The following is a 21,176-nucleotide window of genomic DNA, read 5'->3' on the forward strand; positions in this document are numbered from 1 at the left end:
GCCAGACCCATTACTGAGCCAGCCATGGACATGACCCCCCACTTTCCCATCTATCTCGACTACGGTGCCACCACGCCAGTGGACCCGAGGGTCGTGGATGCCATGATTCCGTGGTTGCGCGAGCATTTCGGCAATCCGGCCTCACGGAGTCACGCCTGGGGTTGGGAGGCGGAAGAGGCCGTTGAAAAAGCCCGTGTGGAAGTTGCTCGCCTGATCAACGCGGACCCGCGTGAGATCGTCTGGACGAGCGGAGCCACCGAGTCCAACAACCTGGCCATCAAGGGTGCAGGGCAGTTCTACAAGGGCAAGGGCAAGCACCTGATCACGGTGAAGACCGAGCACAAGGCCGTGCTGGACACCATGCGCGAGATGGAGCGCCAAGGCTTCGAAGTCACCTACCTGGACGTGCAGGAAAACGGCCTGCTCGATTTCGAGGTGCTCAAGGCGGCCATTCGCCCAGACACCATCCTGTTGAGCGTCATGTTCGTGAACAACGAAATCGGGGTGATCCAGGACCTGCCGGCGATCGGTGCCCTGTGCCGTGAAAAGGGCATCATCTTCCACGTGGATGCTGCGCAAGCCACGGGCAAGGTGGACATCGATCTTTCGACGCTGCCTGTCGATCTGATGAGTCTGGCGTCTCACAAGACATATGGCCCCAAGGGCATTGGCGCGCTGTATGTGCGGCGCAAGCCACGCGTGCGGCTGGAAGCGCAGATGCATGGCGGTGGGCATGAGCGCGGGATGCGTTCCGGCACATTGCCGACCCATCAGATCGTGGGCATGGGCGAGGCTTTCCGCATCGCCCGCGAAGAGATGGCGCAGGACCTGGCAAAAGCCAAGGCACTGCAAAAGCGCCTGCTCGATGGTTTGCACGATATCGAACAGGTGTTCGTGAACGGCGACATGGAGCGCCGTGTGCCGCACAACCTGAACATCAGCTTCAACTACGTCGAAGGCGAGTCGCTGATCATGGGCATCAAGGGCCTGGCCGTGTCGTCGGGCTCTGCCTGCACCTCCGCCAGCCTGGAACCCAGCTACGTGTTGCGCGCTCTGGGCCGCAGCGACGAGCTGGCACACAGCAGCCTGCGCATGACGATCGGCCGCTTCACCACCGAAGAAGAGATCGACTACGCGGTATCCACCATCCGACACAACGTGGCCAAGCTGCGCGAGTTGAGCCCTTTGTGGGAAATGTACAAGGACGGCGTTGACATCAGCGCCATCCAGTGGGCCGCGCATTGATGGCGCCGGTCAGCAGATTCAAAAGGTAAACATCATGGCTTATTCAGACAAAGTGATCGACCATTACGAGAACCCCCGCAACGTGGGATCGTTCGACAAGGGCGATGATTCGGTGGGCACCGGCATGGTAGGCGCACCGGCCTGCGGCGACGTGATGAAGCTGCAGATCAAGGTGAACCCCGAAACCGGTGTGATCGAAGATGCCCGCTTCAAGACGTATGGCTGCGGTTCGGCGATTGCATCGTCGTCCCTGGTCACGGAATGGGTGAAAGGCAAGACGCTGGACGAGGCCGCTGCCCTCAAGAATGCGGAAATTGCGCAGGAACTGGCCTTGCCTCCGGTCAAGATCCATTGCTCCATCCTGGCGGAAGACGCGATCAAGGCGGCCGTGCAAGACTACAAGGCCAAGCACACCGCTATGGCCGCTGCCTGAACGGGGCGAGGTGACATGGCGATCACATTGACCGAAGCTGCGGCCCGACATGTGAGCCGCTATCTCTCCCGTCGCGGCAAGGGCGTCGGGGTTCGGCTGGGCGTGAAGACGACAGGTTGCTCCGGTTTGGCTTACAAGCTGGAGTATGTGGACGAGCAGGGCCCGGAAGACATGGTGTTCGAAGACCATGGTGTGAAGGTGCTCATCGATCCCAAGAGCTTGGCCTACATCGATGGCACCCAGCTGGATTTCGTGCGCGAGGGGTTGAACGAAGGCTTCAAGTTCAACAATCCCAACGAGCGAGACCGGTGTGGCTGCGGAGAGAGCTTCCGGGTTTGACCTTTCTATCCACGCTGGTTGCAATGAACCGCCAACGCGTTCCGTGCTGGCGGTTTTTTTCTTGACATGAACCTTCAATCCGACGACTTCGAACTCTTCGGCGTGCCGCGCCAATTCGCTCAGGATCGCCCGGCCCTGGATGCCCGTTGGAAAGAGTTGCAGCGCGAAGCCCATCCTGATCGATTTGCCATGCATGGCCCCTCGGCGCAGCGCCTGGCAATGCAATGGTCGGTGCGCATCAACGAGGCATACCAACGCATCAAGGACCCCCTCAAGCGCGCGGCCTATCTGTGCGAACTGGGCGGCGCGTCGATCCGGGCCGAAGACAACACGGCCATGCCCACCGATTTTCTGATGCAGCAGATGGAATGGCGCGAGGCGCTCGACGACGCGGCAGATCCTTCTTCGCTCGATGCGCTGGACCAAGCCGTTCGAGATGCGCGCGCTGCTGCGCTGCAGCGTTGTAAACAGCTTTTGGATGGGCAGCGCGACTACGCCGCCGCCGCGAACGAAGTCAGAGCCCTCATGTTCATTGCGCGATTTGCCGACGATATCGACCGCCGCAGAGACGCACTGGGACAATAGCGTCTGCCTTTATTGATTGATCGATCGAATGGATGCGGCAGCCAGTGCATGCCGCCTCCCACCTAGAAAAAGACCCCATGGCGCTTTTGCAGATTTCAGAACCCGGCCAATCTCCTGACCCGCACCAGCGGCGCATTGCCGTGGGCATCGATTTGGGCACCACCCATTCCCTGGTGGCGGCTGTGCGCAACGGCGTGGCCGAGTGCCTGCCCGACGACCAGGGCCGCGTGTTGCTGCCGTCTGTCGTTCGCTACTTGGCAGAAGGCCGCCGCCAGATCGGCTACGAAGCGGTGGCAGCCCAGGCGCAGGACGCGGGCAATACCATCGCGTCGGCCAAGCGGTTCATGGGGCGCAGCCTGCAGGATATTGCCCATCCCGAAAAGCTCCCCTACGACTTTGTCGAAGCGCAGGATGAAGGCGGCGGTGGCATGGTCTCCCTGAAAACCGTGGACGGCGCCAAGTCGGCGGTGGAGGTCAGCGCGGAGATACTGGCGACGCTGCGTTTCCGTGCCGAAGACAGTTTCGACGACGAGATTTTCGGTGCGGTCATCACCGTCCCGGCTTATTTCGATGATGCGCAGCGCCAAGCCACCAAGGACGCAGCGCGTTTGGCGGGCTTGAATCTGCTGCGGCTCATCAACGAGCCGACCGCCGCCGCCATTGCCTACGGCCTCGACAATGCCAGCGAAGGCGTCTATGCGGTGTATGACCTCGGTGGTGGCACGTTCGATGTGTCGATCCTGCGGCTGACCCAAGGTGTGTTCGAAGTGATCGCCACGGGGGGAGACTCCGCTCTGGGGGGCGACGATTACGATGCGGCGCTGGCCGATTTGGTGCTTCAGCAAAAGGGTTTGGTGGCCGTTACGGCTCAGGAGAAGGCCGCCGTTCGGCTGGCCGCACGCGCGTGCAAAGAGGCTCTCAGCGCTGCCGAGACTGCGGCCTTCGTCGCCGAGGTATCGGGTGCCAGCATCGACGTTCCCGTGCACCGGGCCGATCTGGAAGCGGCCACGGCGGCGCTCACCCAGCGTTCGATTGCGGCGGCGCGCCGCACCCTTCGCGATGCGCAGCTGTCTCCCGAGGAGGTGCAAGGCGTGGTCATGGTGGGTGGCTCCACGCGCATGCCGCAAGTGCAGCGCGCCGTGCAAGCGTTCTTCGGAACGGAGCCGCTGAACAACCTGAATCCGGACGAGGTCGTCGCACTGGGCGCAGCCCTTCAGGCAAACCAGTTGGCAGGCAACAATCCATCGGGCGACATGCTGCTGCTGGATGTGATTCCTTTGTCGCTCGGCATCGAAACCATGGGCGGGCTGGTCGAACGCATCGTGTCTCGCAACGAAACCATTCCCACCGCCAAGGCACAGGACTTCACCACGTACAAGGACGGCCAGACCGCCCTGGCCATTCATGTGGTGCAAGGCGAACGCGATCTGGTGGCGGATTGCCGGAGCTTAGCGCGGTTCGAGCTGCGTGGCATTCCACCGATGGCTGCAGGCGCGGCCAGAATCCGGGTCACGTTCACCGTCGATGCCGATGGCTTGCTCAACGTGAGCGCGAAAGAGCAGGGCAGTGGCATCGAAGCGCGTGTCGACGTCAAGCCTTCCTACGGCCTGTCGGACGACCACATTGCACGCATGTTGCAGGAGGGCTTTGCAACGGCCGCGCAGGACATGCGGGCGCGGTCGCTGGTCGAGGCGCGGGTGGATGCCGATCGCATGTTGATGGCCACCCGCAGTGCGCTGGATGCCGATGCCGATCTGCTCGAAACCGACGAACGCGAAACCATTGAAGCACTGATGCTGGCCTTGCAGCAGGCGCGCGAACTGGACGACGCGGCAGCGATCGAGGCGGCGACCCAGGCCCTGGCCCACGGGACCGAGGCATTCGCCGCGCACCGCATGAATCGCGGTATCCAGCAGGCCCTTGGCGGCAAGAACGTGCAAACCCTTTAAACGACGATCCAGCCCCATGCCCGTCATCAAAATACTGCCCCATCCCGAGTACTGCCCCGCGGGCGCCGACATCACCGCGCCTTCCGGTACCTCGATCTGCGAAGCCTTGCTCGACAACGGCATCAAGATCGAACACGCTTGCGACATGAGCTGTGCCTGCACGACCTGCCATGTGATCGTGCGCGCCGGAGGGGCTTCCCTCAACGAGGCCGAAGAGGAAGAAGAGGATCTGCTCGACCGCGCCTGGGGCCTGGAGCCACAGTCGCGCCTGAGTTGCCAGGCGATTCTTGCCCAGAGCGACGTGACGGTGGAGATCCCCAAGTACACCATCAACCACGCCAAGGAGAACCACTGATGTCGCGTCAGATCGTTCTGGACACGGAAACCACCGGCCTGTCGGCCGAAGGCGGCGACCGCATCATCGAACTGGGATGCGTGGAACTGCTGAACCGCAAGCTCACCGGCAACAACCTACACCTGTATTTCAATCCGGGGCGCGACAGCCATGAAGACGCGCTCAAGGTGCATGGCATCAGCAACGAATTCCTGCGGGACAAGCCGAAGTTTGCGGAGATGGCCGACGACATCCTGCAGTACCTGCAGGGTGCGGAAATCATCATCCACAACGCAGCCTTCGACGTGGGCTTCCTCAACAAGGAACTGGAACTGACGGGCCGCCCCGGCTTCAAGACGTACGTCGAAAGCGTGACCGACACGCTGGTGATGGCCAAGGAGATGTTCCCTGGCAAGCGCAATTCGCTGGATGCCCTGTGCGACCGGCTCGGCGTCGACAATTCCGGCCGCACGCTGCACGGCGCACTGCTGGATGCGGAACTGCTGGCCGACGTCTACATCAACCTGACGCGCGGGCAGGACCCGTTGCTGATCTCTGACGAAGAAAGCGACACCAAGTCCGGCATTCGTGTGGCGCCGATCGATCTGAGCGCGCTGGTGTTGCAGGTGCTCACCGCCAGCGAGCAGGAATTGTCGTTGCACGAAGAGACGCTGGCCCACATCGACAAAGCCAGTGGTGGAAAAACAATTTGGCGAATTGAGTCTTCGGTCGAAAAAGCTGTGCAATAATCATGGGCTTGTCGCGAGACAACACGGGTGATTAGCTCAGCGGTAGAGCACTGCCTTCACACGGCAGGGGTCACATGTTCGATCCATGTATCACCCACCAGTGTTTTTTGAATCAGAAGTGCGTTGCATGGTTGATTCAATGGGTGATTAGCTCAGCGGTAGAGCACTGCCTTCACACGGCAGGGGTCACATGTTCGATCCATGTATCACCCACCACATCAACCCCTGCAGGCTTTGTCTGCAGGGGTTTTTTGTTGCCTGCTTAGCGATGGATGAGGCCTCGCCGGATGCCCGCCGCCCATGTGTTCGGCGCGCTGCGTTCGGCCACAATCGATGGTTTCGATTTCCGAGGCCGCCAGACGATGCTCACCTTTCACAATCCCCTGCACAACGCCCATGCCCCGGTGCATGAGTTCTTTCGTGGCGAACGGGTGCCGTGCTTCGAGAAGCCGGCGCGCCAGGATTATGTGGAGCAGCGTCTGAAAGAGTGCGGCCATGCGCTCCTGGCACCCAATGTCGACAGTGCTGCCGTGTTGAAGCAAATCCATGCCGAGCGGTACCTGTCCTTTCTCCAGACCGCGTGGCCGCAATGGCTGGCGCAAGACCCTGCGAATGCCACTGTTCAGCCGTTTCCCTCGGTGTGGCCGGTTCGCACCTTGCGCTCGGACATCGAACCTGCGAATTTCACGGCGCGCTATGGCTTGTATTCGATGGACAACGGGACGCCGCTGGCCGAAGGCACCTGGGCCGCGGCCAAGGCCGGCGCCGACGCGGCTGCCAGTGCCGCGTTCGCGGTGGCCAGCGGCGCCGCGGGTGCCTCCTTTTGCGTGACGCGGCCGCCCGGCCACCATGCGGGGCCGGACTTCATGGGAGGCTACTGTTTTCTCAACAACGCGGCCGTCGCAGCCCAGACGCTGCGCAACTCCGGCATGCCTCGCGTGGCAGTGCTGGATGTGGACTACCACCACGGCAATGGCACCCAAAGCATTTTCTACGAGCGTTCGGACGTGCTGTTCATCAGCATCCATGGCGACCCCATGACCGAGTACCCTTTTTATCTGGGCCATGCGGATGAGACCGGCCACGGTGCTGGTGCGGGCTTTAACCTGAATCTGCCGCTGCCCGCCGGCACCGGGTTCGACGCATGGTTTGCCGCGTTGGAAAAGGCCTGCACGGCCATCCTGGCTTACGGGCCGCAGGCGGTGGTGGTCTCCCTGGGCTTGGATACGTTCGAGGGGGATCCCATCTCGCGCTTCTCCTTGGCATCCCAGGACTTTTCTCGGATCGGGCAACGCCTGGCACAACTGAACCTGCCGACCGTGTTCGTGCTGGAAGGCGGCTATGCCGCGGCGGAGCTGGGCCTCAACGCGGTGAACGTGATCGATGGGTTCGAAGCGCAAGGCCGGCAGCCATCATGACCGAGTCGGTGGATTGCGTCATCGTTGGCGCGGGGGTGGTGGGGCTGGCCGTTGCGCGTGCCCTGGCCTTGCGGGGGCGCGAGGTGCTGGTGCTTGAGGCCGCCAATGCGATTGGCACGGGAACCAGTTCCCGCAACAGCGAAGTGGTGCATGCGGGGATTTACTACCCCCAAGGATCGCTCAAGGCCCGGCTGTGCGTGCAGGGCCGCGACATGCTCTACGCGTATTGCGAGGCAAGGGGCATCGCGCACCGGCGCTGCGGCAAGCTGATCGTTGCCACGTCGGACGAGCAGCGGACATCGCTGGAAAGCATCCAGCAAAAGGCGCATGCCAATGGCGTCACCGACCTGCAATGGCTGACGCGGGAGCAGGCCCGGGCGTTGGAGCCCGCGCTGGAATGCGTGGCCGCATTGCTGTCGCCCAGCACCGGCATCGTGGACAGCCATGCATTCATGCTCTCGCTCCAAGGCGATCTGGAGCACCAGGGCGGCATCGTGGCACTGAATTCGTCTCTGGCGCATGCGGTACTAGGGGGTGATGCTATCGTTTTGGAAGCAAGCGACGGCACGCGCTTGAGTGCCCGCACGCTGGTGAATGCCGCAGGCCTGCAGGCGCCCGATCTGGCCAAACGGCTCCATGGCCTCGATCCGCGCCATGTGCCAACGGCCCGGTACGCGAAGGGCAGTTACTTCACGCTGACGGGCGCATCGCCGTTTTCCCGCTTGATCTACCCTGTTCCCGAAGCGGCCGGGTTGGGCGTGCACCTGACACTGGACATGGGCCACCAAGCCAAGTTCGGTCCCGACGTGGAGTGGGTGGGCTCGGCCGACGACCTGTCGGTCGATCCCGCGCGCGGCGAGGCGTTCTATGCGGAGGTGCGCCGGTATTGGCCCGGACTGCGGGATGGCGCCCTGGTGCCTGGCTATGCAGGCATTCGGCCCAAGATCCACGGGCCGGGCGAGCCCGCAGCGGACTTTTGCATCCAAGGCCCTGAAACGCATGGCATGGGTGGGCTCATCCAGCTGTTCGGCATCGAGTCGCCAGGCCTTACCAGTGCCCTGGCTCTGGGCGAGCATGTCGCAGATCAAGTCTCCCGCTGACTTTCTCATCCAAGCGGCCATGGCCTACGGCCGTATGTAAAGCGTGTGACTAAGATGGGACATCCGCCTACAGCCCGGCTGTATGGGGCGGATTACCTTTATTCCATGCTATGAAAGGCTTCTTCATGACTTCTGCATCCAACACGCTTTCTTCCGCGCAAAACGAACTGGAAAAGCTGGTTTCTGACTTGCGTGGCATTTTGTCCAGCAAGGATCTGGACAGCGTTCCGGAAATCAAGCAACTGCGCCAGCGCCTGGACGATGGCATCCATTCGGTGCGTGACTCCGCTGTGCGCGCTGCCCAGGATGCGGCCTACCAAGCCAAGGAAGCCGCACGCGCTGCCGATCAATACGCCCATGACGAACCTTGGCGTGTGGCCACCGCTGCCCTGGCAGCAGGTGCCCTGGTCGGCTTCCTGCTGGCACGCCGTTAATCCCGTTTAAAAACAATGACCTGATGGCTCAAGAGAGGCTCGCATGAATTGGTTGGCACTTCTGGGATTGGACGGCTGGGTTGCGCGATGGCGCGCTGCTGTCATCGAAGGGGCCATTGCTGCGGAAGACCGGCTGGATCTGGTGAGGCTCGAATGGGCCGAGCAGAAGCGGCGCTTGGGCTTGATGGTCATGCTGGTGGTTGCCGTGGGTGGTCTCACGGTCGTCACCCTGGTGCTGGCGTCACTCGCTGTTTTGGTGCAATTCTGGGATTCGCCCCAGCGCACGATGGTGGGCTGGCTGGTGGCGGGCACTTGGCTGGTGCTGTGGGCCGGGGCCTTGATCGGATTGATCTCCGTGGCCAAGCAGGCGGGCAACGCTTTCGTGCTGACGCGGCAAGAGCTGGCCCAGGATTGGCGCGACATCAAGGAAAGGCTTTGAACCCATGACTTCCAAATCGCAAGATGGCTCCGCTTCTTTGAGCGATCGCCAGCAAAAGGTTTTAGAGCGCATCGCCATGCAACGCCAGCGCGTGCGCGCACGGCGCGCCGCTCGATCGCAGGCCATGCAGGTGCAGGCCGCACAAGACCAACGGCAAGCTGCTGACTCAGACACTTCGATGACCATCCGGTTGCTCGCCTTCGCGCGATCGCATCCGGCCGCTGTTGCCGTGGTGGCCGGACTGGCAGTAGTGGCGGGGCCTGCGCGGCTGATTCGGTGGGCGAATCTGGCCATGCCGCTGATCATGCAAATGCGGCGTTGAGGCCGCGCGTTGCACGCGTCGTAGCCTTGAAAGCGTAAAACATTAGAAAGGACCCTGTTGGGTCCTTTTTGCATTGGCTTCAGCGCATGGCCTTGATCGCCCGGGCTGCCTGCGGTACCAGCGAAGGGCCTTGGTAGATGAGGCCGGTATAGATCTGCACCACGTCGGCCCCCGCCTTGATCTTGCTCACCGCGTCGTCCGCACTCAGAATGCCGCCCACGCCGATGATCGGAAATTGCGGCCCCAATGCCTGCCGCAGTTGGCGGATCACCCGATTGCTGGCTTCCAGCACCGGCGCGCCGCTGAGCCCGCCGGTTTCCTCGGCATGCTGCATTCCCTTGACGGCATCGCGGGCGATCGTGGTGTTGGTGGCCACGACGCCGTCCATCCCGTGGCGCTGCAGCGTCGCCGCAATCAGTTCAACCTGGGCCGCGTCCAGATCGGGGGCGATCTTGACGAACACCGGTACGCGGCGCGGAGCGCCCTGTGCGTTGGCATGGCGCTGGGCCAGGGCTTCCCGGCGCTCGGCGATAGCGCCGAGCAGCCCGTCCAAGGCTTCATCGCTCTGCAGGGCGCGAAGATTCTGCGTGTTCGGTGAGCTGATGTTCACCGTGACGTAGTCCGCATGGGGATAAACGCCGTCCAGGCAGGCCAGGTAGTCCGCAGTGGCGTTCTCGATCGGCGTGGTGGCGTTCTTCCCGATGTTCAATCCCAGCAACATGGGGTGTTTGCGCGCCTGGGTGCGAAAGCGCGCCTGCTGCACGTTGTGCAGGAAAGCGTCCAGCCCTTCGTTGTTGAACCCCAAGCGGTTGATGAGCGCGTTGGCCTGCGGCAGCCGGAACATGCGCGGTTTGGGGTTGCCCGGCTGGCCCTTGGGCGTGACGGTGCCGACCTCGACGAAACCGAAGCCCATGGCACCCAGTGCGTCGATGCAGCGGGCGTTCTTGTCCAAGCCCGCGGCCAACCCGACCCGGTTGGGAAAGGTCAGGCCTGCCAGCGTCACGGGGTCGTCCACGGTGTCGTTGCACCAGGCCCATTGCAAGGGCGTGCGTTGGCCGCGCGACAGCATGTCCATGGTCATGTCGTGGGCGGCTTCGGCATCCATGCCGAAAAGAAGAGGGCGGGCGAGGGCGTAGGGGATCAAGGACATGGGGATAATTCGGTGAACTACTCTCGATTTTCCCCCATGACGACACCTTCACCCCTCACCCAAGAAGAACTCAAGGCCCTGGTCGGCCAGGCGGCCCTGCAATACGTCGTGCCCGGCGAGATCGTCGGCGTCGGCACCGGCTCCACGGTCAACCATTTCATCACCGCGCTGGCCACCATCAAAGACCGCATCCGGGGCGCCGTGTCCAGCTCCGAAGCCAGCACCCAGCGGCTGAAAGCCTTGGGGATCCCCGTGTTCGATGCGAATGAAGTCGAGTCCCTGGCGGTCTACATCGACGGCGCCGACGAGATCGACGGGCGGGGCCACATGGTCAAGGGTGGCGGCGCTGCGCTCACGCGCGAAAAGATCGTGGCGGCGCTGGCCCGGCAGTTCGTGTGCATTGCCGACGAGTCGAAGCGGGTGGATGCACTGGGCCAGTTTCCGCTGCCCGTGGAAGTGATTCCCATGGCGGCTCAGCAGATTGCCCGCCGCTTCTCGGCCCTGGGCGGCCAAGCCACGCTGCGCCAGAAAGACGGCGCGCCTTTGGTGACGGACAACCAGCAGCACATTCTGGATGTGCGTGGCCTGCGCATCACCGATCCACTGGCTTTCGAGTCGGAGGTGAACCAGTGGCCGGGCATTGTGACCGTGGGCGTGTTCGCGCACCAGAAAGCCCATGTGTGCCTGCTGGGCACGGCGCAGGGCGTGCGCACCGTTCAATACTGAACACCCTCAGGGCCGGGCCGCCGCCGGCCTGATGGCCCGCTACCGAATGGCACTGCAGACCGTATTGCAATCTGCGGGAGTGACGCCGCGCCCGGTCTGCAGTGCCGAATGTTGCGTCAGAACGTGATGCCTGCCGGGTTGCTTGGCGTTCTGCCACCATTGCCGCTCGGTGCGGCGGGGCGTGGTGCTTCCGCCGGCGCGGCAGGTGCCGCCGCCGCTGCGGGGGTTGCCGGCTTGGCGGCGACCATCGGTGCCGCAGGGGCGCGGCGATAGCTCGGCGGCAGCTGCGATTGCTTGGGGTAGCCTGCCGCGTCGAGGTACTGCATCCACTCGCTGTCCGAAAAGCCGACGAGCTGTTGAGAGCCGATGGTGCCGAACGGCAGGTTGGTCGAGCCGCTGAGGCGCTTGAGCGCATCGGCATCTTCTTCGGTGTTCACCGTGCGTTCGGTGAATGGTACGCCGCGGTTCACCAGCAGGTTGCGTGCGCTCACGCAAGGCGCGCAGTCATTGCCGGTGTAGAGCGTGACCGGAAAACGGGTGGCGACCTGCTGCAGTTCATAAGGCAGGGCCGGGTCGCTGGCGCGTCCGCCGCCGACCTGGGCCGGTGGCGTCTTGGCATCGGGCGCGCGGTCCGAGAAGGTCACTTTTCCATCGGGGCCGACGATGCGGTACACCTGCTGTGCCTGGGCGGGCAGGGCGGTCACGGCCAGGAAAGTCGAAGCCAGCGCGAGGGCGAAGAGCGGTTGCTTCATGTCGTAGGACTCCAAAGGGAACAGTCTCGGGTATCGATGGGCTCAGGCGTTGCCGGCCATGCCCTGGTGGCGCAGCAGCGCATCCAGGCTGGGCGCGCGGCCGCGGAACGCCTTGAACGACTCCATGGCCGGACGGCTGCCGCCCGCTTCCAGAATGGCCTGGCGGTAGCGGCGCCCGGTCTCGGCGCTGGGCAGGCCGTCCGCACCGGCCGTCTCCTCGAACGCGGCATAAGCGTCCGCGCTGAGCACTTCGGCCCATTTGTAGCTGTAGTAGCCTGCGGCATACCCGCCTGCGAAGATGTGGCTGAAGGTGTGGGCGGTGCGGCTGAAGGCCGGCGGCGTCAGCACCGACACCTCGCTGCGGACCTGGGCCAGCAAGGGCATGAAGTCCTGCGACGGGTCGTGCGAGGTGTGCAACAGCATGTCGAACAGCGCGAATTCGATCTGCCGCAGCGTGCCCATGCCGCTCTGGAAATTCTTCGCCGCGATCATCTTGTCGAACAGCGCGCGCGGCAGCGGCTCGCCAGTCTCCACATGGGCGGTCATGTGCTTGAGCACGTCCCACTCCCAGCAGAAGTTTTCCATGAACTGACTGGGCAGCTCGACCGCATCCCATTCGACGCCGCTGATGCCCGAGACATCGCGCTCGTTGATCTGGGTGAGCATGTGGTGCAAGCCGTGGCCGAACTCGTGGAACAGCGTGATGACGTCGTCATGGGTCAGCAGCGGCGGCGCGCCGTTCACGCCTTCGGCGAAGTTGCACACCAGATGCGCCACGGGCGTTTGCAGCTTGCCCGTGTCGGGGCGCAGCCAGCGGGTGCGCACATCGTCCATCCAGGCGCCGCCGCGTTTGCCGTTGCGCGCCGGTTGGTCCAGGTAGAACTGGCCCACCAGCTCGGTGCCACGCTCGATGCGGTAGAACTCCACGGCCGGGTTCCAGACGGGCGCGCTGTCGCGGCGAATGGCCACTTCGAACAGCGTCTCGACGATCTTGAACAGGCCGGCCAGGGCCTTGGGCGCGGTGAAATACTGTTTGACCTCCTGCTCGCTGAAGGCGTAGCGCGCTTCCTTGAGCTTCTCGGAGATGTAGGGCCAGTCCCAGGCCTGCGGATCGGCAATGCCGAGATCCTTCGCGGCGAACTCGCGCATGTCGGCGACGTCTTTTTCGGCGTAGGGCCGGGCACGGCGGGCCAGGTCACGCAGGAAGTCGATCACCTCCTTGGGTGAGTCGGCCATCTTGGCGACGACCGACACCTCGCCGAAATTGGCGTAGCCCAGCAGTTGCGCCTCTTCTTTACGCAGTGCGAGGATTTCGCGGATGAGGGCGCTGTTGTCGAAGCGTTTGGCATCGCCTTCGGCCTGGTCCGAGGCGCGGGTGACATAGGCGCGGTACAGCGTTTCGCGCAAGGCGCTGCTGCGGGCGAACTGCATCACCGGCAGGTAGCAAGGCATCTTGAGGGTGAGCTTGTAGCCGGCCTTGCCCTCGGCTTGCGCGGCGGCCAGTGCGGCCTGCTTAACGTCTTGGGGCAGCCCGTCGAGCTCGTCTTCCCGGGCGTAGTAGGCGAAGGCGTCGGTGGCGTCGAGCGCGTTTTCGCTGAACTTCTGGCTGAGTTCCGCCTGGCGTTCCTGGATTTGCGCGAATCGTTCGCGCGCCGGGCCCTGCAGCTCGGCGCCCGACAGCACGAAGTTGCGCACGGCGTTGCGCAAGGCCTGGCGCTGCTCGGTGTTCAGCGTCTGCGGATCGATGGCCTTGTACTTGGCGTACAGGCGTTCATCGGCGCCCAGGCGGGTCCAGAACTCGGTGACGCGGGGCAGGGCCTCGTTGTAGGCCGCGCGCAGTTCGGGGGTGTCGGCCACGCTGTTGAGGTGGCTCACCGCGCCCCAGGAGCGCCCCAGCGCTTCGGTCGCGACATCCAGCACCTGGGCAATCGATTCCCATCGCGCCGGAAAGTCGGGCGCCGTGACGGTTTCCAGTGCCGCGCTCGCACGTTGCAGCAGCACATCGACCGCCGGAGCCACGTCGCTGGGCTGGATGCGGTCGAACAGGGGGAGGTCGGAGGGGGCGAGGAGGGGATTGCTCATGCGCGGATAGATGGCGTTGGATGGGTCAGGTTCAAGCCGGCCGTGGCAGCAAAAATGGTCAGGCGGCTGCGCGCTCCGCGGCTTCGAGCGTGTTGACGAGCAGCATGGTGATGGTCATGGGGCCGACGCCGCCGGGCACGGGCGTGATCCAGCCGGCCACCTCGCTCACGCCGGCGAAGTCCACGTCGCCGCAGAGCTTGCCTTCGTCGTTGCGGTTCATGCCCACGTCGATCACCACCGCGCCGGGCTTGACCATGTCGGCCGTGAGCACGTTGCGCTTGCCCACGGCAGCCACGATCACGTCCGCCTGCAGGGTCTGCGCCTTCAAATCTTGCGTGGCGCTGTGGCACACGGTCACGGTGGCGTTCTTTTGCAGCAGCATGAGCGCCATCGGCTTGCCCACGATGTTGCTGCGGCCGATGACCACCGCATGCTTGCCCTGCAGCGAGTAGCCGATGGATTCGAGCATCTTCATGCAGCCATAGGGCGTGCAGGGCCAGAAGCCCGGCATGCCGGTCATGAGCGCGCCGGCGCTGGCGATGTGAAAGCCGTCCACGTCCTTGGCGGGCGAGATCGCCTCGATGACCTTCTGCGCGTCGATGTGCGCGGGCAGTGGCAACTGCACCAGGATGCCGTGGATGGCCGGGTCGTTGTTCAGTGCCTCGACGCGGGCGAGCAGCTCGGCCTCGCTCATCGTGGCATCGTACTTTTCCAGCACCGAATGCAGCCCGCTGTCCTCGCAGGCCTTGACCTTGTTGCGCACGTAGACCTGGCTGGCAGGGTTGTCACCCACCAGCACCACGGCCAGGCCGGGGACGGTGCCGCGCGCTTTCAAGGCAGCGGCGCGCTGGGCCACTTCGGTGCGCAGTTGACGGGAGAGGGCGTTGCCGTCGATCAGTTGGGCTGTCATTCGTCGAGAAACTCAGGTTGGCAATGAAAACGGCTGCCTGCCGGCGTTTTGATTGTGCTGGCAGCTATCAAATCAGGAGCAATCAGCCTTTGGGCGCATTCTGGCCGAGGGCGATCTTGAGCAGGTCGGCCACGGTGTTGGCGTTCAGCTTTTCCATGATGTTGGCGCGGTGCGCCTCCACGGTCTTGATGCTGATGCCCAGGTCGTCGGCGATCTGTTTGTTCAGGCGGCCGGCGACGATGCGCTCCAGCACCTGGGCTTCACGGCCGGTGAGCTTGGACAGCAGGGCGTCGCGGCTGGCGGCCTGCTGGTGGCCGGCGAACGATTCGCGCGCCCGGTCGAGCATGCGGTCCACCAGGCCCACGAGCTCTTCCTCGTTGAACGGCTTCTGGATGAAATCGAGCGCGCCTTTCTTCATGGTGTTCACGGCCATGGGCACGTCGCCGTGGCCGGTGATGAAGACGACGGGCAGGGGGGACTTGCGTTCGAGGAGCCGGTCCTGCAATTCCAGGCCGGTCATGCCGCCCATGCGGATGTCGACGATGAGGCAGGCGACTTCGCGGGGGTCGTAGCGCGAGAGGAAGGATTCCGCCGAATCAAAGCAGCGCACCCGATAGTCCTTGCCTTCCAGCAACCACTGCAGGGAGTCGCGGACGGCTTCGTCGTCATCCACGACGTAGACGGTGCCTTTTTTCGGAATCAAGCTCATGCAGGGGTCCTTGGATGTGATGCGTTTGCTACAGAATTCGTAGTGGCATCCGCAGGCTGCGCCAGCGGAAGCCAGAAGGAGAACCGGCAGCCGGTGACCTCCGGGCCATTGTAGAGGTTCTCCGCCTGCATCCTTCCCTGGTGAGACTCGACGATGCTGCGGCACAGGTTCAGGCCCATGCCCATGCCTTCCTGCTTGGTGGAGAAGAAGGCCTCGAACAGATGCTCCAGCACTTCGGGGGCCAGGCCCTTGCCGGTGTCCTGCACCGTGAACTCGATCACCTCGCGGCCTTCGACCTGGCGGGGCACGACACGCAGTTCCACGCTGCGCCGGGGCGGCGGGCGCTGGGCGTGCTCGATGGACTCGGCGCCGTTTTTCATCAGGTTGACCAGCACCTGCTCGATCAGGATGGTGTCGGCCATCACCTGGGGCAGTCGCGCCGCCACGTAGTGGGTCAGGCGCACGTTGTGCCGGCGCAGTTCGATGTCGGCCAGCTCGACCGCCTCGCTGACCATGGTATGGACATCCGCCAGGGCGCGATTGGGCTCGCTGCGCTTCACGAAGGCGCGGATGCGCTGGATGATCTGCCCCGCGCGCTGCGCCTGATGGGCGGTCTTTTGCAGCGCGGACAGCAGCGCCTCTTCGGTGATCTGCCCGCTTTCGATGCGCGAGACCATGCCGCTGCAGTAGTTGCTGATGGCGGTGAGCGGCTGGTTCAGTTCGTGCGCCACGCTGGAGGCCATCTCGCCCATGGTGATGAGCCGGCTGACCGACTGGGCGCGCTCGGCCTGCCGCGCGGCCTGTTCCTCTGCCTGGCGGCGCGGCGTGATGTCGGTGGCGATCACCATCTGGGCCAGGCGCCCGTCCACCCAGTTCAGGTAGCGCGATCGCACTTCGAGCCACTTGCCCAGGTCCGGCAGGTAGATCTCGGCGTTTTCGGACCGGGCGCTGGTGAGCGGATCGGTCGGCAGGCCCATCAGCCCGTCCTCGTCGTCCATGCCGCGCGCGCTGGCAGTGGTGGAGGGCAGCACGCCCGCCTGTGCGACCAGTTGCAGATGCCCGCCCGTCTGCGAGCCGAACCACTGGCGGTACAGCTTGTTGGCGAACAGCAGTTCCTCGCTGCCCAGCGGTGCGACCGACACCGAGGCATCGAGCGACTCCAGCACGATGGTGAAGCGCTCGTGCGATGCGGACAACTGCTCGCGCACGCGGTTGGGCTCGGTGATGTCGGTCATCGACGTCATCCAGCCGGTCTGGTGGCCATGGGCGTCGATCAGGGGCGAGACATACAGGCGCGCGTCGAACAGCGTGCCGCTCTTGCGCTTGACACGCACCTGGAACCCGCCCAGCGTGACCTTGCCGCTCAGCTCGTCGCGCAGCTTGGCGTGCAGCGCCTCGTGGTCGCTCTCGGGCCAGTAGGTATAGGGCGGCGACTGGCCGACCAGATCGGCCTCGTTCCAGCCCGTCATCTGGCAGAACGCAGCGTTCACGTAGGTGATGCGCCCCTGCATGTCCAGGGCGCGCATGCCGGTGAGGATGGAGTTTTCCATCGCCCGGCGGAAGTTGGTTTCGGCCACCAGCGCCTGCTGGGCCTGCATGCGCCGGCGCGTGTGGCGCCAGGTGGCGATCAGCAGCCAGGCCGTCATGGCGCTCAGCGTGCCGACCAGCCAGAACAGCCCGCTGCCCACCACGCCGAGCGAGGTGCGGTAGGCCTGCGCGCGCAGCACGAGGCCGTTGCCCACGGGCGAGACCGGCACTTCGTATTCGTTGGCGCGCGCGGTCCACGGCAGCAGCCCGGAGGCGCTGCGCGGCGTGAGCGCGCTGCCCGCCAGCACCTGGTCGTGCCCGTCCAGCATGGTGACGGCGTAGCGCGCCAGCACCTCGGTCGGCGTGCCGTAGCGCAGCAGGCTGTCGATGGAGTATTCCGCCAGCACCACGCCGGTGAACTTGCCCTGCGCGGCCAGCGGCACCTGCAGCTGCAGCAGCGGGGCGGTTTCGCCTTCGGTGCCGTTGGGCTGGGCGTACACGGGCTGCTGCAGGTCCCGGGCGAGGCTGAAGGTATCGGCGGTGTCGCCGTTCTTGAGCACCTCGCCCGCCACGCGCAACTGGCCGCTGGTGACGGTGGGCGCCGCATGGCTGGCGCGGATGCGCCGACGGTCGTCGATCCAGCTGATGGCCTGCAGTTCAGGGTATTGGCTGATGAGGCCCTCGGCACGCGCCACGAAGTCGGCGCGCTCCAGGTCCTGGTTGGAGAGGTCGCGCGCGATGCGCATGATCTGCTCCTGCCGTTCCAGCAGGCGCAGCCGCACGCGCTGCTGCGCGTATTCCACGTCGCGCTTGAGGGCTTCCTGCTCGCGCTCGCCTTCTTCCATGCGCAAATACCAGAACGCCGCCACGATGGCCGCCAGGAACATCAGCACGGCGGCCAGTGGCGCGAGGGCCGCGAAGCGGTCCTGGCGCGTGGGGGAGAGGCTGCGCCACCAGGTGCGCCACCAGCGCACGGGGGCGACCACAGCGGGCCCGGTGGCCGGGGGCGGAGAAGGCAGACGTTCCATGGGCGGAGTGTAGGGGAGCACTGGAGGCCCTCTTTCGGGGTGAAAAATGTGCACTTGCAGCAATATTTTGCATTATGAAAATGAAAAGCACAATTTGAAATACCAAAAAAATATGAGACACTCGCCCGAAATTTCCAACGCCAGCACCCATAAAGGAGACAGGCATGTCAGCTCAGACCGACCCCCAGGCCGGAAACCCGGCGTCGTCCACCCCCGACACCGATCAGCAGGAAACCCGTGAGTGGATGGATGCGCTGAGCGCCGTCATCGACAAGGAAGGTGCAGAGCGCGCCCACTTCCTGATCGAGCAACTGCTCGAACATGCCCGCCAAAGCAGCATCGACCTGCCTTTCTCCGCCAACACCGGCTACGTGAACACCCTGGAGTCGAACCAGGAAGCCCGTTGCCCCGGCAACCTCGAAATCGAAGGCCGCCTGCGCGCCTACATGCGCTGGAACGCCATGGCCATGGTCGTCAAGGCCAACCGCCACCATCCGCCCGAAGGCGGCGACCTGGGCGGACACATCGGCTCGTTCGCCTCGCTGGCCAACATGTTCGGGGCCGGCTTCAACCACTTCTGGCACGCCGAGAGCGAAAACCACGGCGGCGACCTGCTGTACATCCAGGGCCACGTGTCGCCCGGCATCTACGCCCGCGCTTACCTGGAAGGCCGCCTGTCCGAAGAGCAACTGCTCAACTTCCGCCAGGAAGTGGACGGCAAGGGCCTGTCCAGCTACCCGCACCCCAAGCTGATGCCCGAGTTCTGGCAGTTCCCTACGGTGTCGATGGGCCTGGGCCCGCTGATGGCGATCTACCAGGCGCGTTTTCTCAAGTACCTGCACGCCCGCGGCATCGCCAACACCGAAAACCGCAAGGTCTGGGTGTTCTGCGGCGACGGCGAGATGGACGAGGTCGAATCGCTGGGCGCCATCGGCCTGGCCGCGCGCGAGAACCTGGACAACCTGATCTTCGTCATCAACTGCAACCTGCAGCGCCTGGACGGCCCGGTGCGCGGCAACGGCAAGATCATCCAGGAGCTGGAGAGCGAGTTTCGCGGCTCCGGCTGGAACGTCATCAAGCTGCTGTGGGGCAAGGGCTGGGACGATCTGCTGGCGCGCGACAAGGACGGCGCACTGCGCAAGATCATGATGGAGTGCAACGACGGGGACTACCAGTCGTTCAAGGCCAACGACGGCGCCTACGTGCGCAAGCACTTCTTCGGCCGCGATCCGCGCACGCTGAAGATGGTCGAGCACATGAGCGACGACGAGATCTGGAACCTGCGCCGCGGCGGCCACGATTCGCAGAAGGTCTATGCCGCCTTCCACGCCGCCAACGAGCACAAGGGCCAGCCCACCGTGCTGCTGGTCAAGACCGTCAAGGGCTTCGGCATGGGCAAGATCGGCGAGGGCAAGAACACCGTCCACCAGACCAAGAAGCTCGGCGACGAGGACATCAAGGCCTTCCGCGACCGCTTCAACATCCCGATTCCGGACAGCCAGATCGCCGACCTGCCGTTCTACAAGCCGGCCGACGACACCCCCGAGATGAAGTACCTGCACGAGCGCCGCAAGGCCCTCGGCGGCTACCTGCCCAAGCGCCGCGTGAAGGCCGACGAGAGCTTCACCGTGCCCGCGCTGGAAACGTTCAAGGCCATCCTCGAGCCCACGCCCGAAGGCCGCGAAATCTCCACCACGCAAGCCTACGTGCGCTTTCTCACGCAGCTGCTGCGCGACCAGGCCCTGGGCCCGCGCGTGGTGCCCATCCTGGTGGACGAGGCCCGCACGTTCGGCATGGAAGGCCTGTTCCGCCAGATCGGCATCTACAACCCGCACGGTCAGCAGTACACCCCGGTCGACAAGGACCAGGTCATGTACTACAAGGAAGACAAGGCCGGCCAGATCCTGCAGGAAGGCATCAACGAAGCCGGCGGCATGAGCAGCTGGATCGCGGCCGCCACTTCGTACAGCACCAACAACCGCATCATGGTGCCGTTCTACGTGTACTACTCGATGTTCGGCTTCCAGCGCATCGGCGACTTGGCCTGGGCGGCGGGCGACATGCAGGCGCGCGGCTTCCTGCTGGGCGGCACCTCGGGCCGCACCACGCTGAACGGCGAAGGCCTGCAGCATGAAGACGGCCACAGCCACATCCTGGCTGGCACCATCCCCAACTGCGTGAGCTACGACCCGACGTTCGCCCACGAAGTCGCGGTGATCATGCACGACGGCATGAAGCGCATGGTCGAGCGCCAGGAAAACGTCTTCTACTACCTCACGCTGCTGAACGAAAACTACCCGATGCCCGGCCTGCAGCCCGGCACCGAAGAGCAGATCATCAAGGGCATGTACCTGTGCAAGCAGGCGCCGGCCCTCAAGAAGGACGCCCCCACCGTGCAATTGCTGGGCAGCGGCACGATCCTGCGGGAGTCGTTCTTCGCGCAGGAACTGCTGGAAAAGGACTGGGGCGTGGCCGCTTCCGTGTGGAGCTGCCCGAGCTTCAACGAGCTGACCCGCGACGGCCAGGACGCCGACCGCTGGAACCTGCTGCACCCCACTGAAACGCCGCGCGTGCCGTTCGTGGAGGAGCAGTTGTCCAAGACCACCGGCCCGGTCATCGCCTCCACCGACTACATGAAGGCCTACGCCGAGCAGATCCGCCCCTTCATCCCCAAGGGCCGCGCCTACAAGGTGCTGGGCACCGACGGGTTCGGGCGCAGCGACTTCCGCCGCAAGCTGCGCGAGCACTTCGAGATCAACCGCCACTACATCGTCGTGGCGGCGCTCAAGGGCCTGGCGGACGACGGCGTGGTGCCGGCGGCCAAGGTGGCCGAGGCGATCCAGAAGTACGGCATCAACACCGACAAGATCAACCCGCTCTACGCTTGAACACCGATCGGAGACGCACGGTGAACCCCCACGCTCATATTCATTCGCTGCCCCCCA

The 21,176-nt window shown here is 64.3% G+C and carries 20 protein-coding genes and 2 tRNA genes; 16 read left to right on the forward strand and 6 right to left on the reverse strand.

All coding sequences use genetic code 11. The annotated features are described in order from the left end of the window. The first annotated feature begins 24 nt into the window (after positions 1–24). The 14 genes from AVMA1855_RS11185 (at position 25) to AVMA1855_RS11250 (ending at position 9,347) form a co-directional block, all read left to right on the forward strand. Positions 25–1,245, forward strand: a complete 1,221-nt coding sequence (locus AVMA1855_RS11185; RefSeq protein WP_284404008.1) for an IscS subfamily cysteine desulfurase — start codon at positions 25–27, stop codon at positions 1,243–1,245. 34 nt (positions 1,246–1,279) lie between these two features. Then, positions 1,280–1,678 carry a Fe-S cluster assembly scaffold IscU gene (iscU, locus tag AVMA1855_RS11190; protein ID WP_272553075.1) on the forward strand — a complete coding sequence of 133 codons (399 nt, stop codon included), beginning with the start codon at positions 1,280–1,282 and terminating at the stop codon, positions 1,676–1,678. Positions 1,679–1,693: 15 nt separating this feature from the next. Continuing rightward, positions 1,694–2,017, forward strand: coding sequence for an iron-sulfur cluster assembly protein IscA (iscA, locus tag AVMA1855_RS11195; protein ID WP_092739252.1), 324 nt, complete (start codon positions 1,694–1,696; stop codon positions 2,015–2,017). A 66-nt stretch (positions 2,018–2,083) separates the two neighbouring features. Further along, entirely contained in the window at positions 2,084–2,602 is a 519-nt protein-coding gene (gene hscB, locus AVMA1855_RS11200; protein WP_272569126.1) for a Fe-S protein assembly co-chaperone HscB, read from the forward strand. Positions 2,603–2,679: 77 nt separating this feature from the next. Continuing rightward, positions 2,680–4,551 carry a Fe-S protein assembly chaperone HscA gene (gene hscA, locus AVMA1855_RS11205; RefSeq protein WP_284425756.1) on the forward strand — a complete coding sequence of 624 codons (1,872 nt, stop codon included), beginning with the start codon at positions 2,680–2,682 and terminating at the stop codon, positions 4,549–4,551. A gap of 16 nt (positions 4,552–4,567) precedes the next feature. Further along, the gene (fdx, locus tag AVMA1855_RS11210) at positions 4,568–4,906 is read left to right on the forward strand and encodes an ISC system 2Fe-2S type ferredoxin (RefSeq protein ID WP_272569129.1); all 339 of its coding nucleotides are present in this window, start codon (positions 4,568–4,570) and stop codon (positions 4,904–4,906) included. Then, complete coding sequence (gene dnaQ / locus AVMA1855_RS11215) at positions 4,906–5,634, forward strand: DNA polymerase III subunit epsilon (protein ID WP_272569130.1); 729 nt, start codon at positions 4,906–4,908, stop codon at positions 5,632–5,634. Before fdx ends, dnaQ begins: the two co-directional genes overlap by 1 nt. 25 nt (positions 5,635–5,659) lie before the next feature. After that, positions 5,660–5,734 (forward strand) — tRNA-Val (locus tag AVMA1855_RS11220). Positions 5,735–5,775: 41 nt separating this feature from the next. Further along, positions 5,776–5,850 (forward strand) — tRNA-Val (locus tag AVMA1855_RS11225). Between the two features lie 146 nt (positions 5,851–5,996). Beyond that, the gene (locus tag AVMA1855_RS11230) at positions 5,997–7,052 is read left to right on the forward strand and encodes a histone deacetylase family protein (RefSeq protein WP_284425814.1); all 1,056 of its coding nucleotides are present in this window, start codon (positions 5,997–5,999) and stop codon (positions 7,050–7,052) included. After that, complete coding sequence (locus AVMA1855_RS11235; RefSeq protein ID WP_284425757.1) at positions 7,049–8,152, forward strand: NAD(P)/FAD-dependent oxidoreductase; 1,104 nt, start codon at positions 7,049–7,051, stop codon at positions 8,150–8,152. The genes AVMA1855_RS11230 and AVMA1855_RS11235 overlap by 4 nt, the downstream gene beginning before the upstream one ends. Before the next feature lie 125 nt (positions 8,153–8,277). Next, positions 8,278–8,586 carry an ElaB/YgaM/YqjD family protein gene (locus AVMA1855_RS11240; protein ID WP_284425815.1) on the forward strand — a complete coding sequence of 103 codons (309 nt, stop codon included), beginning with the start codon at positions 8,278–8,280 and terminating at the stop codon, positions 8,584–8,586. 43 nt (positions 8,587–8,629) lie between these two features. Then, entirely contained in the window at positions 8,630–9,025 is a 396-nt protein-coding gene (locus AVMA1855_RS11245; protein WP_284404019.1) for a phage holin family protein, read from the forward strand. Between the two features lie 4 nt (positions 9,026–9,029). Continuing rightward, a complete protein-coding gene (locus AVMA1855_RS11250; RefSeq protein WP_284425758.1) occupies positions 9,030–9,347 on the forward strand; it encodes a hypothetical protein in 318 nt (105 codons plus the stop codon). 79 nt (positions 9,348–9,426) lie between these two features. On the opposite strand, the gene AVMA1855_RS11255 is transcribed toward AVMA1855_RS11250, so the two are convergent. After that, positions 9,427–10,497 (reverse strand): quinone-dependent dihydroorotate dehydrogenase, encoded by a 1,071-nt coding sequence (locus AVMA1855_RS11255; protein WP_284425759.1) that lies wholly within the window; start codon positions 10,495–10,497, stop codon positions 9,427–9,429. A gap of 36 nt (positions 10,498–10,533) precedes the next feature. On the opposite strand from AVMA1855_RS11255, the gene rpiA reads away from it, so the two are divergent. After that, positions 10,534–11,223, forward strand: a complete 690-nt coding sequence (gene rpiA / locus AVMA1855_RS11260) for a ribose-5-phosphate isomerase RpiA (RefSeq protein ID WP_284425760.1) — start codon at positions 10,534–10,536, stop codon at positions 11,221–11,223. 116 nt (positions 11,224–11,339) lie between these two features. Here the strand turns inward: rpiA and AVMA1855_RS11265 are convergent, their stop codons facing one another. From AVMA1855_RS11265 to AVMA1855_RS11285, 5 genes are all read right to left on the reverse strand, one after another. Beyond that, positions 11,340–11,975, reverse strand: coding sequence for a glutaredoxin domain-containing protein (locus AVMA1855_RS11265; protein ID WP_284425761.1), 636 nt, complete (start codon positions 11,973–11,975; stop codon positions 11,340–11,342). Positions 11,976–12,017: 42 nt separating this feature from the next. After that, positions 12,018–14,057 carry a M3 family metallopeptidase gene (locus AVMA1855_RS11270; protein ID WP_284425762.1) on the reverse strand — a complete coding sequence of 680 codons (2,040 nt, stop codon included), beginning with the start codon at positions 14,055–14,057 and terminating at the stop codon, positions 12,018–12,020. A 58-nt stretch (positions 14,058–14,115) separates the two neighbouring features. After that, positions 14,116–14,967, reverse strand: a complete 852-nt coding sequence (gene folD / locus AVMA1855_RS11275) for a bifunctional methylenetetrahydrofolate dehydrogenase/methenyltetrahydrofolate cyclohydrolase FolD (protein WP_272569139.1) — start codon at positions 14,965–14,967, stop codon at positions 14,116–14,118. 82 nt (positions 14,968–15,049) lie between these two features. Continuing rightward, positions 15,050–15,676: a response regulator transcription factor gene (locus AVMA1855_RS11280; RefSeq protein WP_092739228.1), complete on the reverse strand. Its 627-nt coding sequence runs from the start codon at positions 15,674–15,676 to the stop codon at positions 15,050–15,052. Further along, entirely contained in the window at positions 15,673–18,231 is a 2,559-nt protein-coding gene (locus tag AVMA1855_RS11285) for a PAS domain-containing sensor histidine kinase (protein WP_284425763.1), read from the reverse strand. The genes AVMA1855_RS11280 and AVMA1855_RS11285 overlap by 4 nt, the downstream gene beginning before the upstream one ends. Positions 18,232–18,395: 164 nt before the next feature. Here AVMA1855_RS11285 and aceE point away from each other — a divergent pair, with 164 nt between their 5' ends. Next, positions 18,396–21,119 (forward strand): pyruvate dehydrogenase (acetyl-transferring), homodimeric type, encoded by a 2,724-nt coding sequence (gene aceE, locus AVMA1855_RS11290; protein ID WP_284425764.1) that lies wholly within the window; start codon positions 18,396–18,398, stop codon positions 21,117–21,119. Positions 21,120–21,176: the final 57 nt, after the last annotated feature.

It is taken from the genome of Acidovorax sp. SUPP1855 (assembly GCF_030158955.1).
In the GTDB taxonomy this organism is placed as follows: domain Bacteria; phylum Pseudomonadota; class Gammaproteobacteria; order Burkholderiales; family Burkholderiaceae_C; genus Paracidovorax.

Coding starts and splice junctions, on each gene's coding strand:
- AVMA1855_RS11185 (WP_284404008.1), top strand. CDS start 25: ATGGACATGACCCCCCACTTTCCCATCTATCTCGACTACGGTGCCACC.
- iscU (WP_272553075.1), top strand. CDS start 1,280: ATGGCTTATTCAGACAAAGTGATCGACCATTACGAGAACCCCCGCAAC.
- iscA (WP_092739252.1), top strand. CDS start 1,694: ATGGCGATCACATTGACCGAAGCTGCGGCCCGACATGTGAGCCGCTAT.
- hscB (WP_272569126.1), top strand. CDS start 2,084: ATGAACCTTCAATCCGACGACTTCGAACTCTTCGGCGTGCCGCGCCAA.
- hscA (WP_284425756.1), top strand. CDS start 2,680: ATGGCGCTTTTGCAGATTTCAGAACCCGGCCAATCTCCTGACCCGCAC.
- fdx (WP_272569129.1), top strand. CDS start 4,568: ATGCCCGTCATCAAAATACTGCCCCATCCCGAGTACTGCCCCGCGGGC.
- dnaQ (WP_272569130.1), top strand. CDS start 4,906: ATGTCGCGTCAGATCGTTCTGGACACGGAAACCACCGGCCTGTCGGCC.
- AVMA1855_RS11230 (WP_284425814.1), top strand. CDS start 5,997: ATGCTCACCTTTCACAATCCCCTGCACAACGCCCATGCCCCGGTGCAT.
- AVMA1855_RS11235 (WP_284425757.1), top strand. CDS start 7,049: ATGACCGAGTCGGTGGATTGCGTCATCGTTGGCGCGGGGGTGGTGGGG.
- AVMA1855_RS11240 (WP_284425815.1), top strand. CDS start 8,278: ATGACTTCTGCATCCAACACGCTTTCTTCCGCGCAAAACGAACTGGAA.
- AVMA1855_RS11245 (WP_284404019.1), top strand. CDS start 8,630: ATGAATTGGTTGGCACTTCTGGGATTGGACGGCTGGGTTGCGCGATGG.
- AVMA1855_RS11250 (WP_284425758.1), top strand. CDS start 9,030: ATGACTTCCAAATCGCAAGATGGCTCCGCTTCTTTGAGCGATCGCCAG.
- AVMA1855_RS11255 (WP_284425759.1), bottom strand. CDS start 10,497: ATGTCCTTGATCCCCTACGCCCTCGCCCGCCCTCTTCTTTTCGGCATG.
- rpiA (WP_284425760.1), top strand. CDS start 10,534: ATGACGACACCTTCACCCCTCACCCAAGAAGAACTCAAGGCCCTGGTC.
- AVMA1855_RS11265 (WP_284425761.1), bottom strand. CDS start 11,975: ATGAAGCAACCGCTCTTCGCCCTCGCGCTGGCTTCGACTTTCCTGGCC.
- AVMA1855_RS11270 (WP_284425762.1), bottom strand. CDS start 14,057: ATGAGCAATCCCCTCCTCGCCCCCTCCGACCTCCCCCTGTTCGACCGC.
- folD (WP_272569139.1), bottom strand. CDS start 14,967: ATGACAGCCCAACTGATCGACGGCAACGCCCTCTCCCGTCAACTGCGC.
- AVMA1855_RS11280 (WP_092739228.1), bottom strand. CDS start 15,676: ATGAGCTTGATTCCGAAAAAAGGCACCGTCTACGTCGTGGATGACGAC.
- AVMA1855_RS11285 (WP_284425763.1), bottom strand. CDS start 18,231: ATGGAACGTCTGCCTTCTCCGCCCCCGGCCACCGGGCCCGCTGTGGTC.
- aceE (WP_284425764.1), top strand. CDS start 18,396: ATGTCAGCTCAGACCGACCCCCAGGCCGGAAACCCGGCGTCGTCCACC.